Consider the following 17,423-nt stretch of genomic DNA (forward strand, 5'->3'; position numbering starts at 1 on the left):
GCGAATTCTTCGATAATGCCATTCTGCCAGTGTTTTGCCCGACGTGTCAAATGAAGGCTCTCGCTCCGCCACAGATGTCATTCGGACCGAAGCAAAGGCCGTATCCAGCGCGAGAACCATTCCTCACTGTCACTGTGCGAATTGACAGGGCCGTCCACTCCGAAGATCGGTGGAGGAATGAAGTAGCTCGGCTCGTCTGCAAACACGCCGATCGGCCTCCTCGGTTGCGGCTGCTGGCCGCCGGCGGTCGGGGCGGTCCAATAGCCAAACCGCCCGTCGAACTCAGTAGATGGCAGATACGGGACTGGCGCGGTGCCCGTCGTGAACACGTTGCCCGCATTCGTCTCGTTCACACGGGCGAGACGCCGGACATCTTCGGGCGCGACTGATCCGCTTAAGCGCGAGTCTCCGGGAAGTGTTTGCGGCTGCTGAGCCGGTCCCTCAGAGGTCTCGTCCTGATTTCCGCCGCGGTCCATCATTAAGGGCGTTGCGGTCGTTTTGGCATCTTCGTTCGACCAAGGGCCCGCATCTAAGCCGCCAACATAGCTGCTCGTCTGGTCGCGATTGAATGGATCATATCTGGGCGCTCCGGTGGAGAACACTCCTCCGTCGCCAGTCCCAGCAGTTGCTAGCGTCGGTGCGCTAGCAGCTAGCCCAATAACCCCTATCCGAGCCCAGAGAGGCGAGAATTGTGGCGCCAACACCGCAGCTGCGGCAAGTCCTGCTCCCATGTAGAGGCCAGCGGGCGGCGTGGCGTGAGACGGAGCGCCCGGGTCCAATATCGGGGAGCGTTCGGAGAATGGAAGTGGCCAACCAGTTGCTGGATCAAACTTGAGCACTAAAGGATCCTCGGCCACCCCAGTAGTAGGAGGTAGTTGTCCAAAGCCTTGAGGATTGGTCGCCGGAAATCCCGGCAACCCGTACGTGATAAGCGGATTGCTAGGCGTAAATCCTTCCGGTTCATTGATTTCCTCAAGCGGAGGCGGAATAAAGCCTGGCAAACGCGTATTGACGAAGGGCGGCACGAGGCCCGGAAGATCGGGGACAGGCCCGACGTTAGTAAATTGCAGCGAAATAGGAGAGCCTTTCGGCGAACGCTTCAGGATTTCGATCCTCTCTGCCATGCTGAGACCGCTGGTCGGAAAGAGAAGCGGAACGCCCAAGGCCGCGTCCGCGCGACCGGCAGCGAGGAATTGGTCCACTGTCTCCTGCATCTCCTGGATCTGCGTTTGATGATCGGCGGCATATATTCTCCAGTTATCGAACCATTGCTTGTTCACCGCATTTGCGTTTTCGGGGGACATTCCCGTAGGAGTATTGGCAAACAGATGACCGTTCGCCAGCGCGTATTTGGCAGCCGCGACAAATGCGTTCACGTCCGAAACGAGCTCATCGAGCTCATGCGGATCACCCGCGAGAGCCGCCGCGTACCTCGCAGATTTTTGAACCATCTCCAGGTAGTCGCCGAACCCCTTATAATACGTCCCGAGATGGCCTCCAGTATGAGGGCTCGCACTCAGATCGGCTGCCACCGATTGTGCGGAGGGCAAATTCATACGGTTTCGAATTGCGTCAACTTCAAACCGTCCACGTAAAAAGCGGATGACTGGGTGGTCGGCGAAATGCTGAAGCAGAATGTGGTGATTTTGAAACATGAGAATGCGGCTCCTGCCGTACGCCGGCATCCGCGCTGCTCCTGAATTGCAGCCGGCGTTCTGGTTTGAATGCTGTTTGGATGGCCAGCAGCGAGGGAGGCTGGCCTCTGGATTTGCAGGTCGCGTCGTTCGGGTCGGGCCGGGAGGACGTGTGGCACGAAGCTGCTGCCGTCGTCGGCATCTGCCGAAAGGCTTCGGGACAGCGGAGGGTTCGCTACATTACGAAGATCGGGGGAGTTCCCCGCACAGAGAACGCGCAAGCATCTTCGGACGCGGGCGATTTCACCTGCGTTGAAAGATCATCGAGTCTCAGGAGACTATCGACCTATCTCAGTGCAAGAAAGCTACGGCTGGGGTTAACCCCAATTGACGTAAGGGTTTCCAAATCTTAGGCCTTTCAGACCGGCAGCCTTACAGGCGTCCTTCATTGCTTGATCACAAACAACTTTGTACAAAAAGCGGGCTCGGAAGATATGAGCCGAACCGATGACATCTTCGCGAAAGACGAACCTGGAATCCGATGCCATGCGGTCGTACTGCCTGAAATCAGTCCCATCGTCCAGGACTTTGAAGTTCGACTTCTCCTCATCGATGACATCGAGTTCACGGACGATGTCGCAGAGCCAATATACCGGTGCTTCGCCCCTCAACGACCGCGTTTCGCATCTCAGAAAAGCAACCCCCTCTCTGTCCACCGACTCGAGAACGTTTTTCATCCGATCGGACACGAGCCAAAAGTCGTGAAATGGCTCCCAGTCGGCCGGCGGCCGCCCGAGAGATCTGGCGATCAGCAGCCGCGGCGTTTCTAAGAGCGGAGGAAAGCTTCGCTTGCCTCGTGGTGAATACAGCACGGGGCCAACGCCCAAGGCGTCGAAATTTTCCATGTTCCAACCCGGCGACGTGCTAACTCTATCCCGTTCGAACTTGTATAACTTTGACGACTTTTTCTTTCGCGCTTCAATACCTGACACGGGCATCGTTTGTCGCTCCTTTGGCCTATTCGTTCGGCCCACGCGCTTCTCAGAGCTTTGAAGTCCTCAAGCCGATTTCTTTGCGCGCCATTGCCTTACAGGTGGAACGCGGCTTCCGCGCAAAAATAAAGCCCACGGCTTCCCGCGAGCTTGATCGGCCTTTTTCGATGATGCCATTCTGCCGGTGTTTTGCCCGACGTGTCAAACGATCGATCTCGACCAATGAATCTGGCTGCAAGTCGCGCGCCACCATCAGTGCCCGACCTCATCCACACAGTAAAACACCGGCAGCCCACCAAACGCGCCGAAATCCCTGTGACGCACCTGGATCCGCTCGCTCGAGCTTGCTCCGATCGTATCGCCGTCCTTCACCACGTTTCCGTGCTCGATCAGATACGCGGAAAGTCCTGCCACCTTCTCGAACAAGGCCGGAAACGCGAGCTCACCGGTCACGAATTCGATCTCGCGGCCCACAAACGCAGACAATCCCACGGTAATCATTCCGATCTTCGCGCCTGACCGGAACGGAAGAATGTCGACCCACAGTGTAAACGGATAACGGGGAAACGGTGCAAAGGAGCGGCTCGACTCTTCCTGCCAAAGGCCGGACGGTCGCGCCACCCGGCCGTCCCAAACCACGCCACAACATTCCGGCAAGGCGGCGATCAACGCGCCGACCACCGCGGTGGTGACGCGCGCGGCGACGAGAGGACTCTCGTTCTTTGCCAGCGCCGAGACGACCAGGTGACCGCGATGCCGGACGGCCACCGCCTTGCCCTCCGGCCATATCGTGGCAGCGCGCGTCCACAGACCGGCATCGTCCGGTATCGGGGATGGCATCGGCATGACGGCAACAAGCCGGTTGCCGCAGCGAAGGAGCGGCGAGCTTGCTTGGACCTGTCGCTCGCCAGGATCGTTGGGCTCCGTCATCAAATCCGGATGTCGCGCGCGAAGGATCTTCGCGACAGCGGACATGTCGGGCGTGACCGGTCTGTCCAGCAACACAAAAGTAATAAACGAGTTACTCATGAACTGCCCCGCCAACGCTTCGGGCGAGACCCCAAGCCTCGCTCACAGGTAGAACCTTCCAATGGAACAAATAGAGAACAATGTCAACAAACATTCTGCACTCTTTCACCAGCGACGCCCTTCCGGATTGAATGTGGGTCAGTGCAAGAGCGGCACTTCGTGTTGGCCGATCACCGCGCCTCCGAATGCGAGGCGTTATAGGATCCAAAAAATAAGGCCCGCACGATCGCCGCGGGCGTTATCGGATTCCATCTCCATTATGTCATTCTGCCTGTGTTTTGCCCGACGTGTCAAAGCCATTTCGGGCGGTGCAAGTGCTGCTGGACACGCTCAAGAAGCTTGGGAGACTAGTGCTCGAATTCATCCGTACAATGAAACACCGGCAGACCTCCAAAGACATCGACGCACCAGCGCTCGATTGCCCACGCGATCCGTGACCGCGCCGCGCAAACCCACACGCTGCAATCAGGCCTTTTCCCGACCATCGCTGTTGCGCCGACGCTCAACCCTTCTCGTTCGGCGTAGTGTCAGTCTCGGCAGGGAAAGGCTCGTACGTCTTGCGTCCCAGAAACGTGTCGGGCAACGGCTGCTTCAACAGCTCGCGGCATTCGCGCACGATTTGGCGCATATATTCATTCTGATCCTGTTCGACAGGCAACGGCCAAAACACCGGCATGGTGCGGCTCCCCTTGCTTTGCAGGCGGGAGCACGCTCGGTCTCTCAGCCACCGACGCCTACGGACAAAGCCTTGGCCGGTGATGTCTTGCAAACCACCTGAAGTCGCTTTCGTTCCAAAGTGAACTTACGTCTCGCTGACGCACTCAACATGAGTAAGTGGCTCAACGCGCTGAAATCGCGCTCGAAAATTTAATATGCGCGACATATCAAATGATGTGACTCTCCGCCGCCGGAGGCGTAGGCTAAATACATCACCGCAAGGCCCGTGGCATCGATCGGTGATCGAGAACGCCAGTTGCGCTCCCGCCCTTTCTCAAACGCGGAGCAGCCCGATGTTGAAGCGGCGTCGGTTCAAGCAAACGATGACATTGAGTGAAAGACTCGCGGACGAGGCGGCGCGCTGCCGCGACGAAGCGCGCACGCTAACGCCGGGGCACCGCCGCGACATGCTGCTGCGCCGGGCGCGTCAGGACGAGACCGCGATGCAGATCGACGCCTGGCTGCGCTCGCCCGGCCTGAGGGCGCCGACATGATGCAATATCGCGCTTATCTCATCGGCGAGAACGGCGTCTTCCGCTCCGCCGAAGCCTTCGAAGCTCCGTCCGATTCCTCCGCCCTGGATTTTGCGAAGCGGTTCACGCGGCTCGGCAAGGTCGAGGTCTGGCAGCTCGGCCGAAAGATCGCCGTGCTGGACTCCGAGCAAGTGTGCCCGCCAGAGCTTGAACCGTCCCGGCCGACGCTGACGCGTCAATGACCGCGTGATTGCGGCCGCGACCTGAGATCTTCGATCTGGAAATTGAACTTCACCTGCATCACGGGGCCGCGCTCGTCGCGAACCTCGATTGCCATCTCCTGCCGGTCGCCGGTGAGCCGCGCCGAGAGCATCGCATCGCGCGCAAAGTCGGCAACCGACTTGGCCGCCTCGGCCTGGACCGCGCGGCCCGGACAATTCCAGTCCCTCCTCGTCCAGCGCAATCCCCTTGTCGTCGCGAAGGTCGAAGTAATATCGCGTCATGACCGTAATCCTCTGCCCTAATAGTTCAGAGGACGGGCAAAGGTTTCTCAAGGGGACCGAAAAATTCCCCTGGGATCAATGGGTTCCGGGAACAAGAGGGCCGCGATCCGGCCAGCCGCCCGTCAGCTACTCCTCCGCAAGCTTGCGTTCGATGTATGCGTCCACCGTCTCGGCGAACGAGCGCTGCACGCCGACCGCGGCATCGTGCTGGTCGAGTGCATCGCGCTGCAGCACGCGCAGGCCGCGCCCGCGCATGCTCACCGGTGCCGTGTTCAGGAACTGGTCGATGGCGCCCTTGGCAAGCGGGATGGCCTTGGGATCGCCCCTGGCGATCAGGAGCCTGAGCAGGCTCTGGCATTCGGCCAAACCGGGCATGGCGTCTGTCACCTTTGCTGCGATTTCGGCTTCGGCCGCTCGACCTTCTGGGTATGGGTGCCGAACAGCGCCAGCAGCAGCGCGACTTCTTCCTTCGAACCGATCTGGATCATGATTGTCTCTCCGTTTCGCTTCGTTGGTCGGGGCCGGCGGGCGCCGAGTTCAGGACGATTTGGTTTCAGCACTGTTTCAGCCGTGTTTCGTCAGCGGGCCTTGCGCCGACTTGTGTACACAATTGAACGCCAAATCGATGTGGCAATCCCTCTCGAGGGTGAAGCAGACATCGACCCGCTGACCGAGCATTGACGGGTCCACGCGCCAGCGCGCGCTATTTGCCGCGCTTCGAGATGCCGGTGCCTAGCGCGATGCCGTGCTGCCAGGCCCGCACCCGCACCGCCGCTTCGCTCCGGTTGAGCTCTGCAGCAATCTCGTCGGGCCGGCGTCCGGCTTCGGCCAGCGCTTTCAGCCGCTCATGCTCGTCCGCCGTCCACCGCTTCAGCAAGGGATAGCGTGATTGCATGGTTGGAGTGGCCCCACCCGTCATTCAAGTGCGACGACAATCGGCCGGGACGGACCAAGTTCCTATCTGGTCGCGCGTGGCGAACCGACACTAACAGCGGTTTGGTGACCTGAACTTTGCAAAAATTAAGCCCGCGGCGGATCGCTCCGCGCGGGCTTTGTTCGAGCGCAGGCTCGACGAGACGTTTGCTCAGTGCATCAGTTCGAGGTGCAGACCTTGACGGTCTTCATGCCGGCCTCGGCTTCCGCCCTGGTCTTGTACACGGTGTCGCCGCTGACGACTGTCGTTTCCGTGGTCGTCGGCTTCGACTCGGTGATGGTGCACTTCTTGGTCTTGACGTCCTGCACCACGTAGAACGTTTGCGCGAACGCGGGAGACGCAATCGACGTCAGCACGACGGCGGCAATGATCGCTTTGATATTCATCGTGTCCTCCTCCAGCAGCCCGGTCATCCAGGCGTGTGTTCTACAAACCCGACAAATTGCCACTTGTTCCCGCCCGTTTCCCGAACCAATCCCGGCGGATTGCGTTGGTGCGCAAACAGGAGGCTTCGATGCTGGACGTGCGGCTGGTGACAACTTCCCTGGCGCTGCTGGTTGCGCTGATGAGCGTCGCGCTGGCTAAGCCTGTCAAGGATCAGGCCGCAACTGTGGTTCAAAGCGCCACCGAAGCCCGCCCCATCCGCGTCATCCTTCCGGCGCCGTGGGAGCCCACCAAGGGTCAGGCCGAGTCGGTGCAATCTTCAAAGTAGGCATCGGGCTCGCGGCGATAGAGCAGCACCTCGCAGCAGAGGCTCCACCACGAGCTCCGACACGACAAAGCACCGATACGACAAAGGCCCCGCGATGCGGGGCCTTTGATGTCGACGACCAGCCATCACGCCGGCACGCGTCGATGGTGCCATCTTGCCAGTGTTTTGCCCGACGGGTCAACTTTATCTCAAATGCTGCAAAGCGGATTGGGCGAAGTGAAATCTCTTCGCCTCATGCTGGGACATGTCGCCTGGATGGGGGCAAGCCGGAGATATCTCCAATGTACTACGTCGCCGCTGCATTGCTGGTGCTGTCGGGACTGTTCTATTCCGCGAGCCGTCATGAGCTCGGGCAATTCGGCGCGAACGTGTGCAGCTACGGCGGCACGTTCTGCGACAACCCGGTGGTTCTCTTCACCGGCGCGGCGCTGGCTGCGGCGTGGGGCATGTTCGTCAGCATCAAGTAACCGCTTTCTCCCGAGCATCTTTCGGTCCGCTGCGCGCAAAGCCTTGCGGGCGTTGGTGACGGCGAGAACTGCGGGATGATGGCACTCTAAACCTGTTTTGCCCGACGGCGCAAACTCACTGGGCATTTTCGAAAATAAGAAGCCGGCCCGCGCCGGCGGGAACTTATGTTCCTCGATTCGCATTTGCTAAAGACGACGTCCGCACCCGTTCGAGCCCGTTCATGAGCGAAAGCGCCATCACCCCGACGAAACCCGCGCCTTCGCTGCTGCAACGGCTGGGACCCGGCCTCGTCACCGGAGCGGCCGACGACGATCCGTCGGGCATCGCCACCTATTCGCAAGCCGGCGCGCAATTCGGCTACGGTCTGTTGTGGACGGCGTTTCTGACCACGCCGTTCATGATTGCGATCCAGCTCGTCAGCGCGCAGATCGGCCGCGTCACCGGCAAGGGCCTCGCCGCCAACGTCATGCGCGTCGCGCCGCGCTGGGCGGTGCTGGCGCTTGTCTTCATGCTGGTCGCCGCGAACACGTTCAACATCGCGGCCGATATCGCCGCGATGGCGGAGGCGCTCTCCCTTGTTATCGGCGGCCTCAACCACGAGCACGCGCTGATCTTCGCGGCCGGCTCGACCCTGCTGCAGGTGTTCGTACCCTATCGCCGCTATTCGCCGGTGCTGAAATTCCTCACGCTGGCGCTGTTCGCCTATGTCGCCACCGCCTTCACGGTGCAGATTCCCTGGAGCACGGCGCTGCTCGCCGCGGTCTGGCCGAAGGCGAACGTCAGCGCAGACTATCTCCTGATGGTCGTGGCCGTGCTCGGCACCACCATCAGCCCCTATCTGTTCTTCTGGCAGGCCTCGCAGGAGGTCGAGGAGATGAACCAGGGCGAGCGCGACAAGCCGCTTCGCCAGCTCAACCGCGGCGGACGCCACGAGCTCGACCGCATCAAGACGGACACCATCTCCGGCATGCTGCTCTCGAACGGCATCGCCTTCTTCATCATCCTGACCACTGCATCGGTTCTGCACGCCAACGGCGTCACCAATATCGGCTCGGCGACGGAGGCGGCCGAAGCGCTGCGGCCGCTCGCCGGCGATTTCACCTTCGCCCTGTTTGCGACCGGCATCATCGGCACGGGCCTGCTCGCGATTCCCGTGCTGGCCGGCTCGGCGGCCTACGGCGTTGCCGAAATCTTCGGCTGGCGCGCCACGCTGGAGGCCAAGCCGGACGAAGCGGCCGGCTTCTACACCATCATCGCCGCGGCAACCCTGATCGGCTTCGGCCTCGGCTTCACCGGCATCGACTCGATCCGCATGCTGGTGTGGAGCGCGGTGCTCAACGGCATCGTCGCCGTCCCCATTATGGCGATGATGATGCTGATCGTCTCGAACCGGACCATCATGGGCCGCTTCAGGGCCCGCTCCTGGCTGATTGCGCTGGGCTGGCTCGGCACCGCACTGATGGCGCTCGCCGTTCTCGCCTTGCTCGGCTCGTCGGTGATCGGCTGACGCGAGGCCTGCTTCGGACGCGCTGCCGCGCCGCATCCCTGCATCTTCCCGCCGCCCTCCGCTTGGCTTAACAATGCGGTCCGGGCCCGGCTTAAGATCGGGCGACAAGAAAAGCCCGGCCGGGTGACAGGGAGCGACATGACCAAATCTTCAAAAGCAACAAGCCTCGAGATCCTCGCCTGCGATGCCGGCTGGAGAAACTATCATTTCGTCAAGCTGACGACCGAGGACGGCGTCGTCGGCTGGAGCGAATTCGACGAAGGCTTTGGCTCACCTGGCGTCGAGGCGGCGATCCAGCGCCTCTCGGCACGGGTCATCGGGCAGAACGTCTTCCAGCACGAGCGCATCTTTGCCGAATTGTTCGCGGCGACGCGTCCTGCGGCCGGCGGCGTGGTGGCGCAAGCGTTAGGAGCGATCGAGAATGCGCTGCTCGATGCCAAGGCGAAATCGCTCGGCATTCCCTGCTATGAGCTGCTCGGCGGCAAGATCCGCGATCGTGTCAGGGTGTACTGGTCGCATTGCGCCACGTGGCGCATCAACCACCCGTCCTGGTACAAGCCGGCGATCGAAACTCTCGACGGCGTCAAGGCGATGGGACGCGAGGTGCGCGAGAAGAAGTTCACCGCGCTCAAGACCAACATCTTCTCCTACGACGGGGGCAAGCCGACCGGCTGGCGCCCCGGCTTCGGCTCGCCCTTCGCGCCCGAGATCAACGTCGACCGCAAGATCCTGCGCGACCTGCACATGCATCTGGAAGCGATCCGCGACGGTGCCGGCCCCGAAGTCGACATTCTGCTCGACTGCAATTTCAACGCCAAGACCGAAGGATACTTGAAGATCCTGCGCACCATTGCCGACCTCGACATGTTCTGGGTCGAGATCGACAGCTTCAACCCGGAAGCGCTCGGCTATATTCGCAAGCAGAGCCCGCACCCGATCTCATCCTGCGAGACGCTGCTCTCCTTGCGCGAATTCCTGCCCTATTTCCACGCGCAGGCTATGGACGTCGCGATCATCGACACGCCCTGGAACGGCGTCTGGCAGTCGATGAAGATCGCCGCGGCGGCCGAAGCCTTCGAGGTCAACGTCGCCCCGCACAATTTCTACGGCCATCTCTGCTCGATGATGAACGCGCATTTTTGCGCCGCGGTGCCGAACCTGCGCATCATGGAGATCGACATCGATCGCCTGTCCTGGGACCGCGAGCTGTTCACGCACGAGCCGGAGATCGAGAACGGCCATCTCATCATTCCGAACCGGCCTGGCTGGGGCACCGAGCCGAACGAGGAAGCCTTGCGGGCCCATCCGCCGAAGACGAGTGGCGGCCTCCTCAACTACGGTCGCAAGAGCTGAGAAGCTAGAGCACGATCCGCTAAAGTGCGATGACGGTTCATCCTAATCGCATCGCGCTTTAGGGCGTCACGGGATTGACGGTCGGAGAGGTCTTCGGCCGCTGCGGCTCGATCGGCGATTTCGGATTGGTCGGGAGCACCAGGGCGCCGGCGGCCCGTGCCGCTTCGCCCGTGGTCGCATACATCGCGACATGGGCCGGCTGTGTCTTGGCCCGGCTCCACGGGCCGTGGTCGACGATCAGCATGGCCGCAATCGTCACGCCCGCCACGATCAAAGCGACCACGCCGGGATGGCGGAGCGCGTGGGAGATGGAATACGCGAAGTGACCATTTGTCATCGAGGGATCCGCAATTCTCCTATCGCAGGTTAACCCACTCGAGCCCACCCCGGTTCCGCGCTTCCCACGAGCAGGTTCCAAGCCTGCGGGGCGCGCCCCAAGCCTTCAGCCGAGTTCCATCGCACGATTTCTCGACCAGCGCGCTTCAGAGTTTGAATGCGCCGCGTCACTCGCCCGGCGCGATGGCATTGCTCGGCGTCGGCCGGTCGGTGATCTGCTGACCGAACAGGCTGCCGATCAGCTCGACCGCCGTGCGCGCGGTCCGGCCGCGTTCGTCCAGGAACGGATTGAGCTCGACGATGTCGACCGATCCGACGACGCCGGAATCGTGCAGCAGCTCCATGATCAGGTGCGCCTCGCGATACGTGGCACCACCCGGCACGGTGGTGCCGACGCCCGGCGCCACGCAGGGATCGAGGAAATCGACGTCGAAGCTGACATGCAGCACGCCATTCCTCGCCTTGACCCGTTCGATGACGCGGCGGATCAGGACGGCGACGCCGAACTCGTCGATCTGGCGCATGTCGACGATCCTGATCCGGCGCGAGCGCATCAGCTCCTTCTCGAGCTTGTCGATCGAACGCGCGCCGAACAGGTCGAGTTTGTCCGGGAGAATCGAGGCGCGTGGGTCCTCGCCGAGCAGGCCGTCGAGCCCGGGCTCGCCACACAAGAACGCGGCCGACATGCCGTGCATGTTCGCGGTGATCGTCGTCTCGGGCGTGTTGTAGTCGGCATGAGCGTCGAGCCACAGCACGAACAGGTCGCGACCACGCTCCTGCCAATGCCGCGCCATGGCATTGACCGACCCCATTGACAGCGTGTGATCGCCCCCGAGAAAGATCGGCAGCGCACCTGATGTCGCGATCTCATAGCCTCGGCGGCTGAGGACGCGGGTCCAGCGCTGGATTTCGCGGTAGTGATTGGCCTTTTCGGGCGGCCTGTCGGTGAGGTCCCCGACCTCGGCTACGGACAGATCGCCATAATCGACGACCTCGAAATCAAGGCTTTCGAGCAACGTCGCAAGGCCGGCGGTGCGCAGCGCCGCAGGTCCCATCAAGGTGCCGCGTTGCGAAGCCCCCATGTCGATGGGAGCGCCGAGCAAGGCGATTCGCCGGGGTCGATCCGTCATGGTCCGGTCGGTCACGGCTGTCTCCTGACGTCAGCAAGGTTCACCCAGCCTAACAGAGATTCGCACCCGTCGTTTCCCGGAGAGCTTGCACCCGGCCGGCACATCATCCGGAACAAAATTCCCTGCGCTGAATTGCTGATCCAAGGCCGGCACCCGCCGTCAATCACGGCGCCTGTCGCGGATAGCCAAAGGTCATGAGAACCCGCTGTTCAAAACGAGCGCTCGCGCGGATAGCCAAAGGTGCCGGCTTCCATCAACACGCCTGGAGGTCGCGCCCTTGAGCACGGAGATACCGGAATCCACGTCCCAACCCGGCATGGCCGAGCGTGCCATCGATACGGCCGCGGACGTCTCCCGTACCATCGGGGAAGTCGCCGGAGGCCTGCACGCAGCGGTCGACCGTCTGACCTCCGCAGTCGAGGAATCGCGCAAGCCCGGCGGGGCACTCGCGACGGTTTCCGCGATCACGCGCGAAGCACCGCTTGCGAGCCTGTTCGTCGCCTTCCTGTTTGGCGTCGCGGTCGCGCGCCGGCGGTAGCGACGTTCGGCAACCGCCGCTCTCGGTGAGAACGTCCTCCATCGGGACGCACCGGGCTCGCGACTGCCGGGCGGAAGGAAAAACGGCCCGCCCGGAGGACCGCCTCAGTGCTCCTAAGTAGTCAGTGGCGGCGAGAAAGCGGACGTGCCATTTCGCGACAGCAGAAATTCTCCGGCTTCCGGAAGAAACCGATCGCACATTGCCAAGTTTTCCCGAAGTAGAACCGCGACCCACATTCCGGGTTGATCGGCGTCCGCATTTTGGAGTTATCAATGAACAAGCGTTTATTCTTGGCCACGACCGCTGCAGTCGCGATCGCGACGTCGGCTTTCGCACAGTCCTCTCCGAGCACGTCGAGCTCCAATCCTTCGGCAACGCAACGCCAGCAGGATTCCACCTCGACGGCGCCGTCGTCCTCGACGTCGATCCCGTCCTCCAATTCGCCTTCGGGGTCCGCACAGACCAATCCGTCGACGAACTCGGCCCAGACCCAGTCTGCGCCGTCGTCCAATGCCGGTACCGGGACCAACACCACGCAGGCGCCGGCTGCGAACAATTCGGCGAACCAGGCCCAGACCAATCAGCCGTCCAACCAGAGCACGGCGCCTTCCAACCAGGCGCAGACGAATCCGCCTTCGAACACGAACAACCAGACGCAGAGCGCCAACCCGCCGTCCTCAAGCACCAACCAGGCGCAATCGCCGTCGGGTAGCGGATCGACCAACACCGCCCAGCAGCCCACCACTCAGCAGAACACGGCAGATCGTTCGTCGAACACCAACGTGAACGCAGCCGTGAACATCAACGACCAGCAGCGGGCCCGCATCAGCGCGTCGATTTCGCACCTGAACGTCCAGCCGCTCACGAACGTGAACTTCTCCCTGTCGGTGGGTACGGTCGTCCCGCGCGATGTCCGCCTGCAGCCCCTGCCGGCCGAGGTGGTCGAGATCGTGCCGCAGTACCGCGGCTACAACTTCGTGCTGGTGAAGGACGAGATCGTGATCGTGGAGCCGTCGACCTACAAGGTCGTGACGGTCCTGCCCTATTCCGGCCGTTCGACGGCCGCCGCGCCGGCACGCGCGGAGCAGCGCAAGGCGACGTTCACCGACCGCGATCGGGAAGTCGTTCGCAAGCACGCCAAGGCGCGCCCGGTCGAACGCGAGAAGCGGGTGACCACCGGCAGCTCGGTCCGGACCGAGATCCGCACCGGCGAGCGCGTCCCCGAGGGCGTGGAGATCGAGGCTTTCCCCGAGGAGGTCTATCGCGAAGCCCCGGCACTGCGTGAATACCGGTACATCAACCGCGACAGCCGCACCTACATCGTCGCACCGGGCGATCGTCGCATCATCGAAGAGATTGATTGAGTTCACATCGAGGAGAAACGACCATGAAGACAATCGTACTTGGTGCCGTGGCCGCGGCGTTGCTGGGATCGGCGGCAGTCGCCGCTCCGCTCAATCCGACCGCCATCGGTTCGACGGAAGCCTCCGCCATCGACCAGGTCCGTCTGGTCTGCAACGAATATGGACGTTGCTACCGTACCCGCGGACCTCGCTACGTTCAGCGTTACTATGATGCCGATGACGGATACGTGGTGCGCCGCAGCTACGGCTACTATGGGGCGCCGGGCTATTACGACCGCGGCTACGGCTACTACGGCGGTGGCCCGAGCATCGGCTTCAGCTTCGGCACCCGGAGCTGGTGAACGAGGAAAGGGCCGCTCACAGAGCGGCCCTTTCGACAATTCCGTCAAGGTGATCTGATGTCTGCTGTTGCGAAGCTCCTGGCTCAGAAGGAGCAGTTGCTGGCGCGGCTCGAGAGCGATCCCGGCTCGAACGAGAGCGCCGAAATCCAAGCGCTCCTCGCCAAGATCGAGACCGCGCTGAAGCTGCTTGGCGGCCACGATTCAGCGACTTCGGGAGCAGACGAATAGCTCGTCGGGCCAACGTTCATCGAAGCATTCGTTTTACGGCGCTTCTGGCGAATGAAGGCCCCAACTCGGGGGCTGAGGGCTTTGAGCTGGGGCTAGTTCGGGGTCGCCCCTCGGGGCAGGGGCTCCAGGAAAACTTGGCATTCGCGCTAACGTTCCTCCGGGGCCGTGCGCGCCGACTTCACTAGCCGGGGACGGTGCCGCTCTCTCTACGCTCGAAATTGAAGCACAGAAGATCGATTTCGGATGCGCCGACATTTGCACGAAAGAATCTGCACGTATATTCAGCCCGCCTTGTGCTCGCAGGGCTGGAGGCCGCCTCACTTAGGAAGATGCACTTTCTGCAAACATCCGCATGGTGACGATCCCGGCGCGCGTCGAGTTGCTCCAATATTTGGCGAAGCGAATCTCGAAAGTTGTTTGCGCCACGTTCAAGCGCAGCAATGGCGTGAACGAGCTGTGTGATAGGGTCGCTCAGGAGCAGTTTTTCTCCTCGCGGAGTTACATCGAGAATTACCGAGCGCTTGTCTTGATCAGAATTTCGGCGCTGAAGGTAGCCCTTGTCTTCGAGACGCTTGACTGTCTGAGAAGCGGTAGCACGAGTTGTGCCGACAAACTGGGCTAATGCGGAAGGTGTCCGCGAGAATCTGTTTGCACGCGCGAGAAAGCGCAGCGCCATCCACTCTCGATCACGCAATCCGTTGAAAGCATCGTCAAACTGCCAACTGCCCGCGGCTTGAATTAACAGGTCGACTGCTTCCTGTGCTGCCGTGATCATCCTCGTCCTCGCGTATGCTCTGGCAATACACCGATCAGAGCCAGCAGCGCACGAAGAAAACGAAATCTACATACGAAGGTTTACAATCAGCACTTGTGCGGCCACGTTGACGATCATCTGCAATAGGCCATCGCTTACATGAAGCTGACGGGGGTTACCGCCTACGGCGCGGCAGTTCAGCCATGGCACCCCTGGCTGACCGTCGCTCGGTGCGTCCCGAAGTCGGTGACCTGAATAGGACCATGCCGGCCTTCCAATGCAGCCTTTGACCCTTTGCGGACATATCGAAATCAAAACAGACCGAAACGGCCGAGACGAGAAGCACTGCGGCTCAGCTAGGGAAGTCCTTTTGTCATCGTAAAGGGATTGAACCCACGTTCCGCGAGGGCAGCCCACGAAGCTGCGCCAAGATGCGACAATCGGAAATAGTGTCGCGGCTTGGTCGGATCGGTGTCCAACACGAACCCCGTCGGTAACGCGCGGACAGTCGTCGCATAGACCCCACCATCGGGCGACCTCTGGGATTCGATGATAGCGATCAACGATTCTGCCCTCTCAGTCCTGCCGAGCAATTTCATCAACAGAGCCATTTGGCCCGTCCCTTCGGTCCACACACCGTCCCGGTCTTCACCGTAAGAAAAGCCTCCGCCAACACTCATTCGCTGTTCGGCTGTCGTCATTGCCGATGCAAATTTCCCGGCCGCTCCGTGAAGCGCTGTTAAAGGCCAGATCTGGGCATCCAGAGCCAAAATCGGATTATGCGTGACACCGTCTTCAGCGGTCCCTGCGGCGAAACAGGCGCACCCCGGATCCCACATTGTATTTACGAAGTACTCAGCAACCATTGCCTTATCGCGCCAGCGCGAATCGCCTGTACGGATGGCAAGAAGGCCAAACGCGGCGGCGAGGTCAGTATTATGTTCAGTCGATTTCCATGTCCGCACTTCCGGCGTCGGCTCGTGCCCAAACGTACCGCCCGTGAAACCGCCAGTACCGCGCGTATCGGCCCATTGCGCGACCCAGGCGCCAAGCCGTGCGGCACCATCGCGGAATCGAGAGCCGGTGTTCACATCAATCGACAGCAACGCCAATATGGCCCATGCCATGTTACCAACATCGCTGCCCACCTGATATCGATCCTCTAACCATTTGTTCTGAGTATTGTCCCACCAACCTGGAAGTTTTACGGTCCCATTCGCCACCAAACCCGCGGCGTAAGCGTTCCTGAGCCGTCCATCATGCCAGGTGCGGTCGTTGTCGATGGCCCAGAGTATCGCCGAGCCAATCCGATACGCTTTGTCTTGCTCACCGCAACCGACCAATGCGATGGCCGCTACCGCATTGTCATAGAGGTAGGCGGCGCCATGCAGAGGCCCCGGTTCGACGGTCGGATAGCTGGGCAGGAACAACGGCCCTGATGGCGGTGCCTTATCAATTAGACCAGTGAGGTACCCGCACGCTGAGGTTTTTGGTGCTGTTGAAGCCTGCAGTGGAGCGGAGGCCATCATGATTGCGAAGGTCGCGACGACCCAAGTGTGAAGGCAGAGCCCGCGACAACGGTAGAAGCGAGAAGTGATTGGTGCCCGTAGCATTTCGCTGCCTCTCCTGCCTTTTAACCAAGATAGACTTTAGGACATCGGGAAGAACGCCGGTCAGGATCGAGTAAATGTGCATTGGTCTTCAATGGCAGCTTATGGCCGATCGCGTAGATTGTCGTGGTGCAGCGCTATGTCTGGTGTTTTGGGTAGACCGGACGTGACCGGCTCGCGCCCGAACTGTCGTTTTGGCCCGAGGCGGAAGTTCAGTGGGACGCCTCCCCGTTTCGGCGGCTTACCGCCCGATCTTCTTGGTGCAAGTGGGCTCCCCGCTGGGGTGAGGCGTGCAATCCCAATCCGGTCCAAAGCCCGCATTGGAGTTCCGCTGCGGCAGAAATGGGTAATAAATGACAACCGTCGCAAAGATGGCGACGGCAATAAATGCTAACACCAGCATCCATACAGTGCCTGCACGATCGGGACTCCAATGGAGTCGCCGAATGTACCGATGCTTCCTTGGATTGGGATGCTTCACAGCCGTAACATCGATTTCATGCGTAAGCGTCGTTTTCAAGCCACGGCTTTGAGGGCTTGAGCGCGGTAGGACCAGGGCAGTAGCTGGTCGATGTCGCGGTTTGGATGCCCGTTGACGATCCTGGTCAGGACATCGGTGAGATAGGCGAGCGGATCGACGTCGTTGATCTTACAGGTCTCGACCAAGGACGCGATAACAGCCCAATGTTCCGCGCCACCGTCAGATCCAGCAAACAGCGCGTTTTTGCGGCTGAGCTTGATGCCGCGGATCGATCGTTCGACCGTGTTGTTGTCGAGTTCGATGCGGCCGTCATCGATGA

Annotated in this window: 25 protein-coding genes; 10 read left to right on the top strand and 15 right to left on the bottom strand. The window is 61.1% G+C overall.

Annotated elements, in window-relative coordinates; all coding sequences use genetic code 11:
• Positions 1 to 77: 77 nt before the first annotated feature.
• The 5 genes from HZZ16_RS12525 to HZZ16_RS12545 all read right to left on the bottom strand — a co-directional run bounded on the left by HZZ16_RS12525 (position 78) and on the right by HZZ16_RS12545 (position 4,331).
• Positions 78 to 1,655 (bottom strand): hypothetical protein, encoded by a 1,578-nt coding sequence (locus tag HZZ16_RS12525; protein ID WP_197948754.1) that lies wholly within the window; start codon positions 1,653 to 1,655, stop codon positions 78 to 80.
• Between the two features lie 356 nt (positions 1,656 to 2,011).
• A complete protein-coding gene (locus HZZ16_RS12530) occupies positions 2,012 to 2,632 on the bottom strand; it encodes an imm11 family protein (protein WP_197948755.1) in 621 nt (206 codons plus the stop codon).
• A gap of 43 nt (positions 2,633 to 2,675) precedes the next feature.
• The gene (locus HZZ16_RS12535; protein WP_197948756.1) at positions 2,676 to 2,879 is read right to left on the bottom strand and encodes a hypothetical protein; all 204 of its coding nucleotides are present in this window, start codon (positions 2,877 to 2,879) and stop codon (positions 2,676 to 2,678) included.
• Positions 2,879 to 3,655 (bottom strand): DUF4261 domain-containing protein, encoded by a 777-nt coding sequence (locus HZZ16_RS12540; RefSeq protein ID WP_197948757.1) that lies wholly within the window; start codon positions 3,653 to 3,655, stop codon positions 2,879 to 2,881. Before HZZ16_RS12540 ends, HZZ16_RS12535 begins: the two co-directional genes overlap by 1 nt.
• A gap of 502 nt (positions 3,656 to 4,157) precedes the next feature.
• Positions 4,158 to 4,331 (bottom strand): hypothetical protein, encoded by a 174-nt coding sequence (locus HZZ16_RS12545; RefSeq protein ID WP_197948758.1) that lies wholly within the window; start codon positions 4,329 to 4,331, stop codon positions 4,158 to 4,160.
• Positions 4,332 to 4,665: 334 nt separating this feature from the next.
• Between HZZ16_RS12545 and HZZ16_RS12550 the strand changes: the two genes are divergently transcribed.
• Positions 4,666 to 4,866, top strand: coding sequence for a hypothetical protein (locus HZZ16_RS12550; RefSeq protein WP_197948759.1), 201 nt, complete (start codon positions 4,666 to 4,668; stop codon positions 4,864 to 4,866).
• Positions 4,863 to 5,087, top strand: a complete 225-nt coding sequence (locus HZZ16_RS12555; protein WP_197948760.1) for a hypothetical protein — start codon at positions 4,863 to 4,865, stop codon at positions 5,085 to 5,087. The genes HZZ16_RS12550 and HZZ16_RS12555 overlap by 4 nt, the downstream gene beginning before the upstream one ends.
• Here the strand turns inward: HZZ16_RS12555 and HZZ16_RS12560 are convergent.
• The 4 genes from HZZ16_RS12560 to HZZ16_RS12575 all read right to left on the bottom strand — a co-directional run bounded on the left by HZZ16_RS12560 (position 5,081) and on the right by HZZ16_RS12575 (position 6,668).
• Entirely contained in the window at positions 5,081 to 5,308 is a 228-nt protein-coding gene (locus tag HZZ16_RS12560; RefSeq protein ID WP_376707567.1) for a DUF6894 family protein, read from the bottom strand. The genes HZZ16_RS12555 and HZZ16_RS12560 overlap by 7 nt on opposite strands.
• A 166-nt stretch (positions 5,309 to 5,474) precedes the next feature.
• Complete coding sequence (locus HZZ16_RS12565; protein ID WP_172785459.1) at positions 5,475 to 5,723, bottom strand: hypothetical protein; 249 nt, start codon at positions 5,721 to 5,723, stop codon at positions 5,475 to 5,477.
• 328 nt (positions 5,724 to 6,051) lie between these two features.
• The gene (locus HZZ16_RS12570) at positions 6,052 to 6,243 is read right to left on the bottom strand and encodes a Myb-like DNA-binding domain-containing protein (protein ID WP_197948761.1); all 192 of its coding nucleotides are present in this window, start codon (positions 6,241 to 6,243) and stop codon (positions 6,052 to 6,054) included.
• Between the two features lie 197 nt (positions 6,244 to 6,440).
• Positions 6,441 to 6,668, bottom strand: a complete 228-nt coding sequence (locus HZZ16_RS12575; RefSeq protein ID WP_197948762.1) for a hypothetical protein — start codon at positions 6,666 to 6,668, stop codon at positions 6,441 to 6,443.
• A 128-nt stretch (positions 6,669 to 6,796) separates the two neighbouring features.
• On the opposite strand from HZZ16_RS12575, the gene HZZ16_RS12580 reads away from it, so the two are divergent.
• From HZZ16_RS12580 to HZZ16_RS12595, 4 genes are all read left to right on the top strand, one after another.
• Positions 6,797 to 6,994 (top strand): hypothetical protein, encoded by a 198-nt coding sequence (locus tag HZZ16_RS12580; RefSeq protein ID WP_197948763.1) that lies wholly within the window; start codon positions 6,797 to 6,799, stop codon positions 6,992 to 6,994.
• Positions 6,995 to 7,275: 281 nt separating this feature from the next.
• Positions 7,276 to 7,461 (top strand): hypothetical protein, encoded by a 186-nt coding sequence (locus tag HZZ16_RS12585; RefSeq protein ID WP_197948764.1) that lies wholly within the window; start codon positions 7,276 to 7,278, stop codon positions 7,459 to 7,461.
• A 221-nt stretch (positions 7,462 to 7,682) separates the two neighbouring features.
• Complete coding sequence (locus HZZ16_RS12590) at positions 7,683 to 8,969, top strand: NRAMP family divalent metal transporter (protein ID WP_197948765.1); 1,287 nt, start codon at positions 7,683 to 7,685, stop codon at positions 8,967 to 8,969.
• Positions 8,970 to 9,107: 138 nt separating this feature from the next.
• Positions 9,108 to 10,322, top strand: coding sequence for a mandelate racemase/muconate lactonizing enzyme family protein (locus HZZ16_RS12595; RefSeq protein ID WP_197948766.1), 1,215 nt, complete (start codon positions 9,108 to 9,110; stop codon positions 10,320 to 10,322).
• A gap of 58 nt (positions 10,323 to 10,380) precedes the next feature.
• Here HZZ16_RS12595 and HZZ16_RS12600 read toward each other — a convergent pair whose 3' ends face one another.
• Positions 10,381 to 10,659, bottom strand: coding sequence for a hypothetical protein (locus tag HZZ16_RS12600; RefSeq protein WP_197948767.1), 279 nt, complete (start codon positions 10,657 to 10,659; stop codon positions 10,381 to 10,383).
• A 166-nt stretch (positions 10,660 to 10,825) separates the two neighbouring features.
• A complete protein-coding gene (rocF, locus tag HZZ16_RS12605; protein WP_197948768.1) occupies positions 10,826 to 11,803 on the bottom strand; it encodes an arginase in 978 nt (325 codons plus the stop codon).
• A 262-nt stretch (positions 11,804 to 12,065) separates the two neighbouring features.
• Here rocF and HZZ16_RS12610 point away from each other — a divergent pair, with 262 nt between their 5' ends.
• Positions 12,066 to 12,326, top strand: a complete 261-nt coding sequence (locus HZZ16_RS12610; protein ID WP_197948769.1) for a hypothetical protein — start codon at positions 12,066 to 12,068, stop codon at positions 12,324 to 12,326.
• A gap of 121 nt (positions 12,327 to 12,447) precedes the next feature.
• Here the strand turns inward: HZZ16_RS12610 and HZZ16_RS38125 are convergent, their stop codons facing one another.
• Entirely contained in the window at positions 12,448 to 12,906 is a 459-nt protein-coding gene (locus tag HZZ16_RS38125; protein ID WP_311974129.1) for a hypothetical protein, read from the bottom strand.
• 214 nt (positions 12,907 to 13,120) lie between these two features.
• Between HZZ16_RS38125 and HZZ16_RS38130 the strand changes: the two genes are divergently transcribed.
• The 3 genes from HZZ16_RS38130 to HZZ16_RS12625 are packed head-to-tail and all read left to right on the top strand — an operon-like array spanning position 13,121 to position 14,259.
• Complete coding sequence (locus HZZ16_RS38130) at positions 13,121 to 13,690, top strand: DUF1236 domain-containing protein (protein ID WP_311974130.1); 570 nt, start codon at positions 13,121 to 13,123, stop codon at positions 13,688 to 13,690.
• 23 nt (positions 13,691 to 13,713) lie between these two features.
• Positions 13,714 to 14,031: a hypothetical protein gene (locus HZZ16_RS12620; RefSeq protein WP_197948770.1), complete on the top strand. Its 318-nt coding sequence runs from the start codon at positions 13,714 to 13,716 to the stop codon at positions 14,029 to 14,031.
• A 57-nt stretch (positions 14,032 to 14,088) separates the two neighbouring features.
• Entirely contained in the window at positions 14,089 to 14,259 is a 171-nt protein-coding gene (locus HZZ16_RS12625; RefSeq protein ID WP_197948771.1) for a hypothetical protein, read from the top strand.
• Between the two features lie 181 nt (positions 14,260 to 14,440).
• On the opposite strand, the gene HZZ16_RS12630 is transcribed toward HZZ16_RS12625, so the two are convergent.
• From HZZ16_RS12630 to HZZ16_RS12640, 3 genes are all read right to left on the bottom strand, one after another.
• Complete coding sequence (locus HZZ16_RS12630; RefSeq protein WP_210342439.1) at positions 14,441 to 15,034, bottom strand: MarR family transcriptional regulator; 594 nt, start codon at positions 15,032 to 15,034, stop codon at positions 14,441 to 14,443.
• A gap of 335 nt (positions 15,035 to 15,369) precedes the next feature.
• Positions 15,370 to 16,443 (bottom strand): hypothetical protein, encoded by a 1,074-nt coding sequence (locus HZZ16_RS12635; RefSeq protein ID WP_197948772.1) that lies wholly within the window; start codon positions 16,441 to 16,443, stop codon positions 15,370 to 15,372.
• 696 nt (positions 16,444 to 17,139) lie between these two features.
• A partial coding sequence (locus tag HZZ16_RS12640; protein ID WP_197948773.1) for a transposase domain-containing protein occupies positions 17,140 to 17,423 on the bottom strand: 284 nt, incomplete at its 5' end.

Source organism: Bradyrhizobium glycinis (genome assembly GCF_016031655.1).
GTDB classification, from domain to species: Bacteria; Pseudomonadota; Alphaproteobacteria; order Rhizobiales; family Xanthobacteraceae; genus Bradyrhizobium; species Bradyrhizobium glycinis.